Origin of the sequence: Acidovorax sp. SUPP950 (assembly GCF_030158935.1) — a bacterium.
Classification (GTDB): domain Bacteria; phylum Pseudomonadota; class Gammaproteobacteria; order Burkholderiales; family Burkholderiaceae_C; genus Paracidovorax.
Map to the genome: position 1 here is coordinate 892601 of NZ_BQXE01000002.1, position 14090 is coordinate 906690.

Genomic DNA, 14090 nt, shown 5'->3' on the forward strand with positions numbered 1-14090 from the left:
GCCATGGCCTGGCGCGACCGGTTCGGACGTTCAGACCTTTCAGGTCTCTGGCGCATGGTTTGCGCCGGCATGCTGCTATTGTTTTTGCAGCAAACGGCGCGCGCCGACCTGTGGGCCTATGTGGACGAGCGCGGCGTGACCCACTTCGCGGCCGAGCAGGTGGACGGGCGCTACGGGCTGTTCTTTCGCGGCAACGATTTCGACTCCACCCGCGACGGCCCGGCGGCGGCATCCGCGGGCGCCACCGCGGCCACGCCGTCCGGTGCCCGGCTGCTGGCCTTCTTCGACATCTCCCCCGACTACAAGCGCGTCAAGCACCACCTGCGCGCATCGGCCAGCCAGAACGGCGTGGACTATGAACTGCTGCAGGCATTGATCGCCACCGAATCGGGCTTCGACGCGCGCGCCGTATCGCCCAAGGGCGCGGTGGGACTGATGCAGCTCATGCCGGCCACGGCGTCCCGCTTCGGCGTGGCGGGCGAGGCGCGCCGCTCGGTGGAGCAAAAGCTCACCGAACCGGCGATCAACGTGTCGGCCGGCACGCGCTACCTGCGGCACCTGCTGGACCTCTTCGACGGCCGCACCGACCTGGCGCTGGCCGCCTACAACGCGGGCGAGGGCGCCGTGCAGCGCGCCGGCAACCGCATCCCGGCCTACCGCGAAACGCAGAACTACGTGAAAAGCGTGCTGGGCCTGTATGCCCAGCTCAAGCCCCCGGCACCGCTGCTGGCCCACCGGGCCACGCCGGGCCGCGTGCGCATGGAACTGGGCGCCGGTTCCGATGACACCCCTTCCCAAAGCGCTGCGGCCGGCCAGCCGGCCCGCACCGTCGGCGCCCCGCGCGCCCCTTGACCTTCGATTTCCCGAATGAGCGACCAAACCCCTCTCGATCTTTCCCCGCCCGAATCGGACGACAGCCTGGGCCTGGCCGGCTACGCCCAGCGCGCCTACCTGGAGTACGCCCTGTCCGTGGTCAAAGGCCGCGCGCTGCCCGACGTGTGCGACGGCCTCAAGCCCGTGCAGCGCCGCATCCTCTATTCCATGGACCGCATGGGCCTGGGGTATTCGGGCCCAACCCGCAACGTGGCGGCCAAGCCGGTCAAGAGCGCCCGCGTGGTGGGCGACGTGCTGGGCCGTTTCCACCCCCACGGCGACCAGTCGGCCTACGACGCGCTGGTGCGCCTGGCGCAGGACTTCAACCAGCGCTACCCGCTGATCGATGGCCAGGGCAACTTCGGCAGCCGCGACGGCGATGGCGCCGCGGCCATGCGCTACACCGAGGCGCGGCTGTCGCGCATCACCAGCCTGCTGCTCGACGAGATCGACGAGGGCACGGTTGATTTCATGCCCAACTACGACGGCAGCACGCAGGAGCCGCGCCAGCTGCCCGCGCGCCTGCCGTTCGCGCTGCTCAACGGCGCCAGCGGCATCGCGGTGGGCTTGGCGACCGAAATCCCCAGCCACAACCTGCGCGAGATCGCCGATGCCTGCGTGGCGCTCATCAAGGCGCCGCAGCTGTCCGAGGCGGAGCTGATGGCCATCGTGCCCGGGCCGGACTACCCCGGCGGCGGCCAGATCATCAGCACGGCGGGCGACATCGCCGACGCCTACCGCACGGGGCGCGGCAGCCTCAAGGTGCGCGCGCGCTGGAAGATCGAAGACCTCGCGCGCGGCCAGTGGCAGCTCATCGTGACCGAGCTGCCGCCCGGCGTCAGCACGCAGAAGGTGCTGGAGGAGATCGAGGAAATCACCAACCCCAAGGTCAAGGCCGGCAAGAAGGCCCTGTCGCAGGACCAGGTGCAGCTCAAGGGCAGCGTGCTGGCTGTGCTCGATGCCGTGCGCGACGAGTCCAGCAAGGACGCGCCGGTGCGCCTGGTGTTCGAGCCCAAGACCGGCAAGGTGCCGCAGCAGGAACTGATCACCACGCTGCTGGCGCACACCAGCCTGGAGACCTCCTCGCCCATCAACCTGACCATGGTGGGGCTGGATGGCAAGCCAGTGCAGAAGTCGCTGCGCAAGATGCTGGAGGAATGGATCGCCTTTCGCCAGGGCACCATCGTGCGGCGCTCGCAGCACCGCCTGGGCAAGGTGCTGGACCGCATCCACATCCTCGAAGGGCGGCAGATCGTGCTGCTCAACATCGACGAGGTGATCGCCATCATCCGCGCCAGCGACGAGCCCAAGGCGGCGCTGATCGCGCGCTTCGCGCTGTCGGACCGGCAGGCCGAGGACATCCTGGAAATCCGCCTGCGCCAGCTGGCGCGGCTGGAGGCCATCAAGATCGAGCAGGAGCTGAAGGAGCTGCGCGCCGAGCAGGGCAAGCTGGAGGACATCCTGGGCAACCCCGGTTCGCTGCGGCGCCTGATGATCCGGGAGATCGAGGCCGACGCCAAGACCTTCGCCGATGCGCGCCGCACGCTCATCCAGGCCGAGAAGAAGGCCATCGCGGAGGTGCGCGTGGTGGACGAGCCCGTGACCGTGGTCGTCTCGCAAAAGGGCTGGGTGCGCGCGCGCAGCGGCCATGGGCACGAGCCGGGCAGCTTCGCCTTCAAGGCGGGCGACGGCCTGTATGCCACCTTCGAATGCCGCACGGTCGACACGCTGCTGGCCTTCGGCAGCAACGGCCGGGTGTACTCGGTGGCGGTGTCGCTGCTGCCCGGCGCGCGCGGCGATGGCCAGCCGGTCACCACGCTCATCGAGCTGGAGTCGGGCACGCAGCTGCTGCATTATTTCGCCGGGCCGGCGGTCGCCACGCTGCTGCTGGCGGGCTCGGGCGGCTACGGCTTCCTCGCCTCGGTCGAGAACATGACGGCGCGCCAGCGGGGCGGCAAGGCCTTCCTCTCGCTGGGCGAGGGCGAGACCGTATGCCGCCCGTCCCACGCCTGGGGCACCAGTGGCGCGCAACTGCTGGCGCCGGCCACGCACGTGGCCTGCGCATCGGCGGGCGGACGCATCCTGACCTTCGAGATCGGCGAGCTCAAGACCATGGCCAACGGCGGCCGGGGCCTGATGCTGATCGACCTGGAGCCGAAGGACACACTGGCGGGCGCAGTGGCGTACACGCGCAGCATCCGCCTGGAAGGCCTGGGGCGCGGCGGCAAGGAGCGCGAGGAGACGCTGGAGATCCGTTCGCTGAACAACGCCCGCTCGCCGCGCGGGCGCAAGGGCAAGGCCGCCGATCTGGGCTTCAAGCCGTCGGCGGTGTTCCGGGTCGAATAACCCCCCGGTCGCCGCGCAGCCGCCCAGCGGCCCGCGGCGACGGGCGCTGGGGCTGCGCAGGCGCGCGGGTCCGCGCCCAAGGGTTTGTGCCCTGCACAAGGCCATCCAACCATGCGCACCATGGAGACCTCTTTCCTGGGTTGTTGGAGCCAACGGAGATCGGCCATGAAGAATCTGCGCATTTCCCACAAGCTCTGGGGGGCTGTCGCCGCGATCGTGATCGCGCTGGCCGCCGTGGTCGGCACTTCGGCCTACCGCTCGGCCGCCACGCAGGCCCGCTCCGCGCAGGTCACGGCCGACATGGCCATGCGGGTGGAAGCGGCCCTGCGCTGGGCCGGGCTCACCGAGACCAATGCCGCGCGCACGCAGGCCGTCATCGTGAGCAGCGATCCGGCCGTGGAGGCGGAGTTCAAGGACCTGATCGCGGCCACGTCCGCGCAGATCACCGAGGTGCAGAAATCGCTGGAGGCCCTGCCGCTGTCAGAAGCCGACAAGGCGCAGATGGCCACCATCGCCACCGCGCGCAAGACGACGATCGACCTGCGCACGCGGGCCCGCCAGCTGAAGGCTGGGGGGCAGCAGGCCGAAGCCACCGCACTGGTCAAGCAAAGCTACAACCCGGCCGTGTCCGCCTATCTGCAGACGCTGCGCGACTTCGTGCAGCTGCAGCAGCGCAATGCCCAGGCCGGGCAGCAGGCCGTGGCCGCGGAGCGGCTCGTGACCGTGCGCATGGGCGCCCTGGCCGTGGCGCTGCTGGTGGCGGGCATGGTGGCGGGGGCTTATTTTTTGATCCGCAGCATCCAGCAGCCGCTGGCCGAGGCCAACGCGCTGGCCGCGCGCATCGCGGGCGGTGACCTGAGTGGCACCCAGGCCTCGGTGCGGGGCGACGAGCTGGGCGACCTGCTGCGCTCGCTGCAGACCATGGGCGATTCGCTGGGTCGCGTGGTGCAGCAGGTGCGCCGCAGCACCGACAGCATCGCCATCGCCAGCGCGGAGATCGCCGCGGGCAACCAGGATCTGTCGGCACGCACCGAGCAGACCTCCAGCAACCTGCAGCAGACCGCCGCGACCATGGAGCAGTTCTCCAGCACCCTGCAGCAAAGCGCCGGCAGCGCGCGCGAGGCCAGCGGCCTGGCCGAGGGCGCCTCGGGCGTGGCGCGGCGCGGCGGCGAGGTGGTGGCGCAGGTGGTGGCCACCATGGAGGAGATCCAGCAAAGCAGCCGCAGGATCGAGGACATCATCGGTGTGATCGATGGCATTGCCTTCCAGACCAACATCCTGGCGCTCAACGCCGCGGTCGAGGCCGCGCGGGCCGGCGAGCAGGGCCGGGGCTTCGCGGTGGTGGCGGGCGAGGTGCGCCTGCTGGCCGGGCGCAGCGCCGAGGCCGCGCGCGAGATCAAGGGCCTGATCGGCGCCTCGGTGGAGCGGGTGCATGCGGGCTCGCGCCTGGTGCAGGACGCGGGCGCCACGATGGCGGACATCGTGCAGTCCGTGCAGCGCGTGGCCGACATGATCGGCGAGGTCACGGCCGCGACGTCGCAGCAGAGCGCCGGCATCTCGCAGGTGAACCAGGCCGTCGGCCACCTGGACCAGATGACGCAGCAGAACGCGGCGCTGGTGGAGCAGAGCGCTGCTGCGGCCCAGAGCCTGCGCGAGCAGGCGGACCAGTTGACCCGCACCGTTTCAGTGTTCCGGGTGGATCACGGGGTGGGTTTTGCGCCGGGTGCCGCGGCGGCGTCGGCCCCGGTGGCCGCGCCTGCAGCGCGCCTTGCGCCGCGTCCGGCACCGAACCCCTCACCGCGTGCCGCTGCCGTACCGTCAAAGGCGCCGGCCCAGGTTCCGGCCCAGGGGGCCAGGCCAACGCCTGCGCCGGCGCTCCAGGCGGCAGGCGCATCATCGGCCAGCGCAGCGGCCGCAGGCGGCCGCCCCGCGCCTGCCAGTCCGCCCCCACCGAAGGGCAGCACGCCTGCCCCGAAGCCCGCAGCCGCAGCACGCGCGACGGCGGGCGGTGGGGACGATGACTGGACGTCGTTCTAGGGAATCATTGACACGCACCGGCTGCGACGCCCCCGATGCATCAGGGGGCTGCCGGCTGTGGGGCCATCGCGGGATGGCCTTCGAAAGCAGGGGTGACCCGCAGCGCGGGCAGGTCCCGGTCTCGACGGGGTGGGTGCCCCAGGCCCAGGCCTGCGCCAGCCACCCCTTGCGCCAACGGGGGCGCGCGATCAGCCCAGTTCGGCGATCAATTCGATTTCGACGCACGCACCCATGGGGATCTGCGCCACGCCGAAGGCGCTGCGGGCGTGCACGCCCCGGTCGCCGAACACCTGGCCGAACAGTTCACTCGCGCCGTTGGTCACCAGATGCTGTTCGGTGAACTCGCCCGTCGAATTGACCAGGCTCATCACCTTGACGATGCGCTTGACCCGGTTCAGGTCGCCACCGGTGGCCGCATGCAGCGTGCCCAGCAGGTCGATGGCCACGGCCCGCGCGGCCGCCTTGCCTTCTTCGGTAGTGATGCTGCGGCCGAACTGCGCGGCCCAGGGCTTGCCGTCCTTGCGCGCGATGTGTCCGCTCAGGAACACCAGGTTGCCGGTCTGCACGTAGGGCACGTAGGCCGCGGCGGGGACCGAGACGGGGGGCAGGGTGATGTCGAGTTCTTTCAGCTTGTCGTAAACGCTCATGGTGTTCCTTGGCAACGGGAGGAGTGAGAAGGCAGAAAAAGGCCGCAAGCCCCGGGGGCCTGCGGCGCAGCGCGCAAGTGTTGCACAACCGGCTGGCGGTTCTCTGCGTTCGCCGTTCCTCGCGGCGGCGCCGGCACCTGGGGCGCGCCGGTCCCGCTCACGCGCCGGGATCGGTCATCCCGTGGCCGCCCGCTCAGGCGATGGCCGGGCGGCGTGGCTGGAAGGCCGGGGGCAGGGCGGCCTTGGCGGGGCTGCGCAGGGCGGGCTGGCCGGGGGCGGACAGCACGGCCTGGGCATCGAGCTTGAAGATCGCGACCGCGTCCACCAGCCGGCGCGTCTGCTGCTCCAGGCTCTGCGCGGCGGCGGCGCTTTCCTCCACCAGCGCGGCGTTCTGCTGCGTGGTCTGGTCGATCTGGCTGATGGCCTGGCTGATCTGCCCGACGCCAGCGCTCTGCTCGGCGCTGGCACCGCGGATCTGCGCCACCATTTCAGTCACGCGCTGGATCGCGCCGACCACTTCCTGCATCGTGCGGCCAGCCTCGTCCACCAGTTCGGAGCCCTGCGACACCCGCTCCACGCTGGTGCCGATCAGGCCCTTGATCTGCTTGGCGGCGTCGGCCGAACGGCCGGCCAGGCTGCGCACCTCGGAGGCCACCACGGCAAAGCCCCGGCCCTGCTCGCCGGCCCGGGCCGCTTCCACGGCGGCGTTCAGGGCGAGGATGTTGGTCTGGAAGGCGATGCCGTCGATCACGCCGATGATGTCGGAGATCTGCCGCGAGCTGTCGTTGATGTCCTTCATGGTCTTGACCACCTGGGTCACCACGCCGCCGCCCTGGGTGGCCACCGTGGTCGCGTCCTGGGCCAGCTGATCGGCCTGCTTGGCGTTGTCGGCGTTGTTGCGCACCGTGGTGCTGAACTGTTCCATGGTCGATGCCACCTGCTCCAGCGCGCTGGCCTGTTCTTCGGTGCGCTGGCTCAGGTCGGTGTTGCCCGTGGAGATTTCCATCGATCCGGTGGCGATGGAGTCGCTGGCGTTGCGCACCTCCGCCACGATGGACACCAGGCTCTGCTGCATGGTGCCCAGCGAGGCCAGCACGCTGCCGGGCAGGGCGTTGGACAGGCCGGCCATGTCGGACAGGTCGCCCTGCGCCACGCGCTGGGCCGCGGAACTCAGTTCGGAAGGCTCTGCGCCCAGCGAGCGGGTGAGGCTGCGCGTGATCAGCACGCCGGCGATGGCCGCTGCGGCGAAGGCCAGCAGGCAGGCGCCCAGCAGCAGGGACCGCTGCCACCGGAACTCGGCCTCCGCCTCCTTGACCATGGCGGTCGCCCGCTGGTCCGTGGCGAGCGAGTATTCGTTCGTCTTGGCGATCAGCGCGGCCAGCAGGGGGCGGCATTCCGCGTTCATCTTGGTGGTGGCCTGCTCACGCTGGCCCGACACGGCCAGGTTGATGATGTCCAGGGCCACGGTGCCGTAGGCCTGCTCCACCTTGTCGATCTCACCCACCAGGGTCCTGATGGCCGGGGGGACCTCGCCGTGGCTGACCATGTCTTTCAGCTTGGCCATGTTGGCCTGCACGTCCTTGTGCGCCTCGATCGCCGCCGCCTTCTCCACCGCCACGTCGGCATCGCTCTTCACCAGCACCAGGTTGCGGGCCGCGATGGCCCGGCGGTCCACCGCCATGCGGATCTGCTCGGACAGCTTGGCGCGGGCGGCCACGCCGTGCACGTAATCGCTGAAGTTCTCGTTAGCCCCGTTCAGCCCCCACACCGCCACGCTGGAGGCCAGCAGCACGAGCAAGGCCAGCACCCCGAAGGAAAGCGTCAACTGGGCTTTGACGGTGAGATTTCGCAGCGACATAGGGCACTCCAAATGGGTTATTTGATAAATATGATTCAAATGATAAGCAACATTCTGTAAAAGTAAAGGTGAATCGACCCTAGATTGGCCATGAAGTTGGGCTATGCCAATAGGCGGAAAGCACCGGGCTGTAGCGAAAAGGAAACGCTGCCGTCGACCGCCATTAGCATGCGCGCATGCCGCAGCCGTCTCCCGCCCCTGCCGTCCTCGCCACGCCTGCCATGGCGCGCCCCTGGCGCTGGCCCTGGTGGCTGGCCGGGGTGCTCGCGGGAGCGGCGCTGCAGCTCACGCAGGCGACGTTGTGGCCGCTGGCCGCCTATGCGGCGGCGGCGCTGGGCGGGCTGCTGGGGGCCGTGGCGGCGGTGGTGCCGTCGGGCCGCGTGCGGCGGCTTGCCTGGTGCGGCTCGCGCGGGTGGATGCTGGCCTGCGGCCTGGTCTTCATGGGCGGCGCGACGGGGCTGCGGGCGCTGCTGTTCCTGCAGGGGGCCTTGCCGCCGGCGCTGGAAGGCCGCGACGTTGCCATCGTGGGCGTGGTGGCTGCCATGCCGCAGACCGGCGAATCCGGCGTGCGCCTGCGCATGGCGGTGGAATCGGCGGTGCTGGAGGGCCAGGCGGTCGCGGTGCCGCCGGTGATCGATGTGGCCTGGTACGTGGGCACCTTCGGCGAGGCCGCTGGCGCGGCGGACGTGCGGCGGCTGTCCACCCAGGTGCAGGCTGGCGAGCGCTGGCGCATGACCGTGCGCCTGAAGGCACCCCACGGCCTGCGCAACCCGCACGGTTTCGATGCCGAGCTGGCGTGGTGGGAGCAGGGCGTGCAGGCCACCGGCTACGTGCGCACCGGCGCGCGGGACGAACCGCCCCGCCGGCTGGAGGCGACCTGGCGTTACCCGGTGCAGCGGGCGCGCCAGGCGGTGCGCGATGCCATCCTGGCCCATCTCGCGCCGGTCGATGTCGGCACGGGCCTGGACGAAGGCGGCAACGCCGCCCGCACCCGCGCAGCGGGCGTGGTGGCCGCGCTGGTCACCGGCGACCAGCGCGCGATCGACCGGGCCGACTGGGACGTGTTCCGGGCCACGGGCGTGGCGCACCTGGTCAGCATCTCGGGCCTGCACATCACGCTGTTCGCCTGGCTGGCCGCCGCAGTGGTCGGTGCGCTGTGGCGCCGCGTGCCGCGCTGGTGCCTGGCCCTGCCGGCGCCGACGGCGGCGCTGGCCGGGGGCGTGCTGCTGGCCTGGGCCTATGCCGTGTTCAGCGGCTGGGGCGTGCCGGCGCAGCGCACGGTGTGCATGCTGGCCACTGTGGCGCTGCTGCGGCTTTCCGGGCGGCGCTGGCCCTGGCCCCAGGTCTGGCTGCTGGCCTGCGCGGTGGTCGTGCTGGCCGATCCCTGGGCGCTGCTGCAGGCGGGGTTCTGGCTGAGCTTCATCGCGGTGGCGGTGCTTTTTGCTACTGATTCAATAGCAAAGGAGGCAAATGAATCTAGGGCATCGGGCCGATTGGCCGCCATGCTGCGTGAGCAGTGGGTGGTCACGCTCGCCCTCACGCCGCTCACGCTGCTGCTGTTCGGGCAGGTGTCCGTCGTCGGCCTGCTGGCCAACCTGGTGGCGATTCCCTGGATCACGCTGCTGGTCACGCCGCTGGCTTTGGCCGGCACCCTGTGGGCGCCGCTGTGGACCGCCGCCGCGTGGTGCGTGCTGCCGTTTGCCGGCCTGCTGCAGTGGCTGGCCGCGTTGCCGTGGGCCGCGGTGTCGCTGCCCGCCGCTCCGGTGTGGGCGGGCGTGGCCGGGGTGGCGGGCGGCACGCTGCTGGCCTTGCGCTGGCCCTGGCCGTTGCGGGCCCTGGGCGTGCCGCTGCTGATCCCCGTGCTGTGGTGGCAGCCGCACCGCCCGCCGCCGGACCAGTTCGACCTGCTGGCCGCCGACGTGGGGCAGGGCCAGGCCGTGCTGGTGCGCACCGCGCGCCACGCCATGCTGTACGACGCGGGGCCCCGCTATGGGCTGGACAGCGATGCGGGCGACCGCGTGCTGGTGCCGCTGCTGCGCAGCATGGGCGAGCGCATCGACCTGCTGATGCTGAGCCACCGCGACACCGACCACACCGGCGGGGCCGCCGCCGTGCTGGCGCAGCAGCCGCAGGCGGGGCTCATGGGTTCGATCGAGAACGAGCATGCCCTGCGGCAACTGCGCCCCGCGGCGCCGTGCCTGGCGGGCCAGCGGTGGGCCTGGGACGGCGTGCTGTTCGAGGTGCTGCACCCGCTGGAGGCGCAGGCATCGCTGCCATCCGAGGGGCCCCGGCCTGCCGTGCGGCCCAACACCCTGAGCTGCGTGCTGCGGATCACGGCCGCCCCGGCGCCGCAAGGCACCTCGGGGCAGGGCGCCGCGCCGTCCGCGCTGCTGGTGGGCGACATCGAGCAGGCGCAGGAGGCCGCGCTGGTGGCGCGCGGCGCCATCGCGCCGGTCGATGTGCTGCTGGTGCCGCACCACGGCAGCAAGACGTCTTCCACGCCCGCGCTGCTGGATGCGGCCCGGCCCCGCACCGCGCTGGTGCAGGCCGGCTACCGCAACCGCTTCGGCCATCCCGCGCCGGAGGTGGTGGCGCGGTACCGCGAGCGGGGCGCCGTGCTGCTCGATTCGCCGCGCTGCGGCGCCGCCACCTGGGCGTCCGAGGCGCCCGGCCAGTGGCGGTGCGAACGCGACGCGGGCCGGCGCTACTGGCACCATGCACCCGCTCCGTTGCCGTGAGGACGGCGCGCCATCACCCCGGCGTGCCGGCGGTAAAACGCGCCCGTGCCCGCCGGTCGCCAAAACCCGGCTCACAACTTGCTATGCTGGTTACAGGAGGCACCAGTTATGCAGAAGTTCGATGAGATGTACACGATGCTGCCGTTCGACGGCAGCGACGTGCGCCCCCACTACAAGCGCTACGGCCAATGGTTGTCGGGCCAGCCAGACGAGGCCATGCAGGCGCGCCGCGCCGAGGCCGAGATGATCTTCCGCCGGGTGGGCATCACCTTCGCGGTGTACGGCGCCAAGGACGAGGATGGCGCCGGCACCGAGCGGCTCATTCCCTTCGACCTGATCCCCCGCATCATCCCCGCGCACGAATGGGCGCGCATGCAGCAGGGGCTGGTACAGCGCGTGACGGCGCTCAACCGCTTCATCCACGATGTCTACCACGGCCAGGACATCCTGCACGCCGGCATCATCCCCTCGGACCTGATCCTCAAGAACGCCCAGTACCGGCCCGAGATGGCCGGCGTGGACGTGCCGCGCGACCTGTACGCGCACATCGCCGGCATCGACATCGTGCGCGCCCCGGACGCGAGCGGCAACGGCATCTACTACGTGCTGGAAGACAACCTGCGCGTGCCCTCGGGCGTGTCGTACATGCTGGAAAACCGCAAGATGATGATGCGGCTTTTCCCGGAGCTGTTTCGCACGCACCGCGTGGCGCCGGTCGCCCACTATCCCGACCTGCTGCTGGACACCCTGCGCGCCAGCGCCCCCGCCGCCACGGCGCAGCCGACGGTGGTGGTGCTCACGCCCGGCATGTACAACAGCGCGTACTTCGAGCACGCCTTCCTCGCGCAGCAGATGGGCGTGGAACTGGTCGAGGGCCAGGACCTCGTGGTCAAGGACAACTTCGTGTACATGCGCACCACGCGCGGCCTCAAGCAGGTGGACGTGATCTACCGCCGCGTGGACGACGACTTTCTCGACCCCCAGGTCTTCCGGCCCACCTCCACCCTGGGCTGCGCAGGCCTCATGAACGCCTACCGCGCAGGCAATGTGGCGATCTGCAACGCCGTGGGCACGGGCATCGCCGACGACAAGTCGGTGTACCCCTACGTGCCCGACATGATCCGCTTCTACCTGGGCGAGGAGCCCATCCTCGCCAACGTGCCCACCTGGGTGTGCCGCAAGCCCGACGACCTGGCCTACGTGCTGGACCACCTGCACGAACTGGTCGTGAAGGAAGTGCACGGCGCCGGCGGCTACGGCATGCTGATCGGCCCGGCTGCGACGAAAGCCGAGATCGAGGAGTTCCGCGCCGCGGTGCTGGCCAACCCCTCGGGCTACATCGCCCAGCCCACGCTGTCGCTCTCCAGCTGCCCGACCTACGTGGAATCGGGCATCGCCCCGCGCCACATCGATCTGCGCCCCTTCGTGCTGAGCGGCCAGAAGGTGCAGATGGCCGCCGGCGGCCTGACGCGCGTGGCGCTCAAGGAAGGGTCGCTGGTGGTGAATTCATCGCAGGGCGGCGGCACCAAGGACACCTGGGTGCTGGGAGAAGAAGGGAGCGTTGCATGAAGCGGCTGGCCCACGATCGTTTTTCATCATCCCATGGCCTTGGTACGCAAGGCGTGCAGGGTTTGCTGCCCGAGGAGACCGCATGCTGAGCCGCACTGCCGATCACTTGTTCTGGATGTCCCGCTACACCGAGCGGGCAGAAAACACCGCCCGCATGCTCAACGTGAGCTACGAGACTTCGCTGCTCCCGCAGTCGGCCGACGTGGCGCAGGAGAGCTGGCTGGGCCTGCTGTCCATCAGCGAGCTGATCCCCGCCTACACCGCGCGGCACGGCGAGGTCACGCGCGAAGGGGTGCTGGAGTTCATGGTGCGCGACGGCAACAACCCGTCGTCCATCCTGTCGTGCCTGCGCGCCGCGCGCGAGAACGCCCGGGCCGTGCGCGGAGCGCTCACCACCGAGGTGTGGGAAACGCAGAACCAGACCTGGCTGGAGCTGCACCGCCAGCTCGAAGGCAGCCTGTTCGAGCGCGATCCGGGCCAGTTCTTCGAATGGGTCAAGTACCGCTCGCACCTGTCGCGCGGCGTGACGCTGGGCACCATGCTGCAGGACGAGGCCTTTCATTTCCTGCGGTTGGGCACGTTCCTCGAACGCTCGGACAACACCGCGCGGCTGCTGGACGTGAAGTTCCACGCGGTGCAGAGCGACTTCCACGGATCGGGCACGCGCGACCGCAGCCGGGCCGCGCCGCAGGAGTTCGACTTCTACCACTGGAGCGCCATCCTGCGCAGCGTGTCGGCGTTCGAGGTGTACCGCCGCGTGTACCGCGACGTCATCACGCCCGAGCGTGTGGCCGACCTGCTCATCCTGCGCCGCGACATGCCGCGCTCGCTGCACGCCAGCCTGCACGAGGTGGGCGAGAACCTGGCGGTGGTGGCCAACGACCAGTCGTCGGAGACCCAGCGCAAGGCGGGCCGGCTGCTGGCCGACCTGCGCTACGGCCGCATCGACGAGATCCTGTCCACCGGGCTGCATGCGTACCTCACGCAGTTCCTGGACCGGGTGAACGAATTGGGCGCGGGCATCAGCCGCGACTTCCTGGTGCCCGTGCCGGCCTGAAGCACGGCCCGCCGCGGCTCAGGGGGCCGGGCGCGAGGCGGCGCTGCCGGCCACGGCCGTGCCGCCCGCTGCGGCGCACTCGGGCACGGCCCGGTTCACGGGCGGGGTGGGCATGCCATAGGACTGCATCGCCATGGCCTCCAGTTCGCCCGAGGCGCGCGCGCATTGCAGCTCGGCGATCACCTCGGCGCGCGTGCGGCCTGCGGGGGCATCCATCGCAACCACTCGGGGCGCAGTCGCGGCTGCGGTGGCCGCATCCGGCGGCGCGCTGGTCTGTGCCATGGCCAGGGAGCCGGCCAGCAGGGCGCAGGCGGCGAGGGCCGTGCGCGCCAGGGCGTGGGGCGAGGCGATGGTGTTGCGGCGGTCGAAAACGGTGGGCATGGAAGGCTCCTGGGGCGGGTTGGGGGATCAGGACAGGCGTGTGCCTCTCCGTGCCTCCAATGTGCCCACCGGGGCCTGCCGCCGCGAGCCGATTGCGACGAACGCACGGCCCGGGCGCCTGAGCTGCGCTGGCGCAGCGCGAATGGGCCGTCAGGGATGGGTTGGTTGTCAGGGCCGGCCGCGTTCAGCCCGGCCCGCCGCCCTGGCGCTTGTGCTCGCGCAGCATGAACAGGTACAGGCTCTCGACCTTCTCGCGCGCCCAGGGCGTCTTGCGCAGGAACTTCAGGCTGGACGCCACGCTGGGATCGCTTTCGAAGCAGCGCAGGGCCACGCGCTGCGCCAGACCTTCCCAGCCATAGTAGTCGTGCAGCGCGACCACGATGGCTTCGAGCGTGATGCCATGCAGCGGGTTGCGCGGCTGCCTGGCCGGAGGCGCGGGTGGCGTGGCGTTCGGGGTGGAGGGCGCGTTGGCGCCGGTGGGGGCTGGGGTTTCGCCAGGTTCGGGGACTTCGGGTTCGGTCATGCCGGGAAGCATACGGCCCCGCGCGACCGGTGGGGGGCGGCCTGGCGCGGGTGTGCATCGA

General features: G+C 70.8%; 10 protein-coding genes. 6 read left to right on the forward strand and 4 right to left on the reverse strand.

Annotation, left to right across the window (positions count from 1 at the left end):
• The first annotated feature begins 69 nt into the window (after positions 1-69).
• The 3 genes from AVME950_RS13255 (at position 70) to AVME950_RS13265 (ending at position 5256) form a co-directional block, all read left to right on the forward strand.
• Entirely contained in the window at positions 70-852 is a 783-nt protein-coding gene (locus tag AVME950_RS13255) for a lytic transglycosylase domain-containing protein (protein ID WP_284430149.1), read from the forward strand.
• Positions 853-867: 15 nt separating this feature from the next.
• A complete protein-coding gene (gene parC, locus AVME950_RS13260; RefSeq protein ID WP_272568080.1) occupies positions 868-3219 on the forward strand; it encodes a DNA topoisomerase IV subunit A in 2352 nt (783 codons plus the stop codon).
• Positions 3220-3384: 165 nt separating this feature from the next.
• A complete protein-coding gene (locus AVME950_RS13265) occupies positions 3385-5256 on the forward strand; it encodes a methyl-accepting chemotaxis protein (protein WP_284430150.1) in 1872 nt (623 codons plus the stop codon).
• Between the two features lie 188 nt (positions 5257-5444).
• Here AVME950_RS13265 and AVME950_RS13270 read toward each other — a convergent pair whose 3' ends face one another.
• Together AVME950_RS13270 and AVME950_RS13275 are read right to left on the reverse strand one after the other, a co-directional pair.
• The gene (locus AVME950_RS13270; RefSeq protein ID WP_284430151.1) at positions 5445-5903 is read right to left on the reverse strand and encodes a RidA family protein; all 459 of its coding nucleotides are present in this window, start codon (positions 5901-5903) and stop codon (positions 5445-5447) included.
• A gap of 193 nt (positions 5904-6096) precedes the next feature.
• On the reverse strand, positions 6097-7761 hold the full coding sequence (locus tag AVME950_RS13275; protein ID WP_284430152.1) for a methyl-accepting chemotaxis protein: 1665 nt from the start codon (positions 7759-7761) through the stop codon (positions 6097-6099).
• Between the two features lie 176 nt (positions 7762-7937).
• Here AVME950_RS13275 and AVME950_RS13280 point away from each other — a divergent pair, with 176 nt between their 5' ends.
• The 3 genes from AVME950_RS13280 to AVME950_RS13290 all read left to right on the forward strand — a co-directional run bounded on the left by AVME950_RS13280 (position 7938) and on the right by AVME950_RS13290 (position 13125).
• Entirely contained in the window at positions 7938-10499 is a 2562-nt protein-coding gene (locus AVME950_RS13280) for a DNA internalization-related competence protein ComEC/Rec2 (protein WP_284430153.1), read from the forward strand.
• Between the two features lie 108 nt (positions 10500-10607).
• Entirely contained in the window at positions 10608-12068 is a 1461-nt protein-coding gene (locus AVME950_RS13285) for a circularly permuted type 2 ATP-grasp protein (protein ID WP_272568087.1), read from the forward strand.
• 82 nt (positions 12069-12150) lie between these two features.
• Positions 12151-13125: an alpha-E domain-containing protein gene (locus tag AVME950_RS13290; RefSeq protein WP_272568093.1), complete on the forward strand. Its 975-nt coding sequence runs from the start codon at positions 12151-12153 to the stop codon at positions 13123-13125.
• Between the two features lie 18 nt (positions 13126-13143).
• Here AVME950_RS13290 and AVME950_RS13295 read toward each other — a convergent pair whose 3' ends face one another.
• Positions 13144-13506: a DUF4148 domain-containing protein gene (locus AVME950_RS13295; RefSeq protein WP_284430154.1), complete on the reverse strand. Its 363-nt coding sequence runs from the start codon at positions 13504-13506 to the stop codon at positions 13144-13146.
• A 184-nt stretch (positions 13507-13690) separates the two neighbouring features.
• The gene (locus AVME950_RS13300) at positions 13691-14029 is read right to left on the reverse strand and encodes a VF530 family protein (RefSeq protein ID WP_284430155.1); all 339 of its coding nucleotides are present in this window, start codon (positions 14027-14029) and stop codon (positions 13691-13693) included.
• Between the last annotated feature and the right edge of the window lie 61 nt (positions 14030-14090).

What these genes read in the sequence shown, in the direction of transcription:
- AVME950_RS13255 (WP_284430149.1), top strand. Translation starts at nt 70, where the DNA reads ATGCTGCTATTGTTTTTGCAGCAAACGGCGCGCGCCGACCTGTGGGCC.
- parC (WP_272568080.1), top strand. Translation starts at nt 868, where the DNA reads ATGAGCGACCAAACCCCTCTCGATCTTTCCCCGCCCGAATCGGACGAC.
- AVME950_RS13265 (WP_284430150.1), top strand. Translation starts at nt 3,385, where the DNA reads ATGAAGAATCTGCGCATTTCCCACAAGCTCTGGGGGGCTGTCGCCGCG.
- AVME950_RS13270 (WP_284430151.1), bottom strand. Translation starts at nt 5,903, where the DNA reads ATGAGCGTTTACGACAAGCTGAAAGAACTCGACATCACCCTGCCCCCC.
- AVME950_RS13275 (WP_284430152.1), bottom strand. Translation starts at nt 7,761, where the DNA reads ATGTCGCTGCGAAATCTCACCGTCAAAGCCCAGTTGACGCTTTCCTTC.
- AVME950_RS13280 (WP_284430153.1), top strand. Translation starts at nt 7,938, where the DNA reads ATGCCGCAGCCGTCTCCCGCCCCTGCCGTCCTCGCCACGCCTGCCATG.
- AVME950_RS13285 (WP_272568087.1), top strand. Translation starts at nt 10,608, where the DNA reads ATGCAGAAGTTCGATGAGATGTACACGATGCTGCCGTTCGACGGCAGC.
- AVME950_RS13290 (WP_272568093.1), top strand. Translation starts at nt 12,151, where the DNA reads ATGCTGAGCCGCACTGCCGATCACTTGTTCTGGATGTCCCGCTACACC.
- AVME950_RS13295 (WP_284430154.1), bottom strand. Translation starts at nt 13,506, where the DNA reads ATGCCCACCGTTTTCGACCGCCGCAACACCATCGCCTCGCCCCACGCC.
- AVME950_RS13300 (WP_284430155.1), bottom strand. Translation starts at nt 14,029, where the DNA reads ATGACCGAACCCGAAGTCCCCGAACCTGGCGAAACCCCAGCCCCCACC.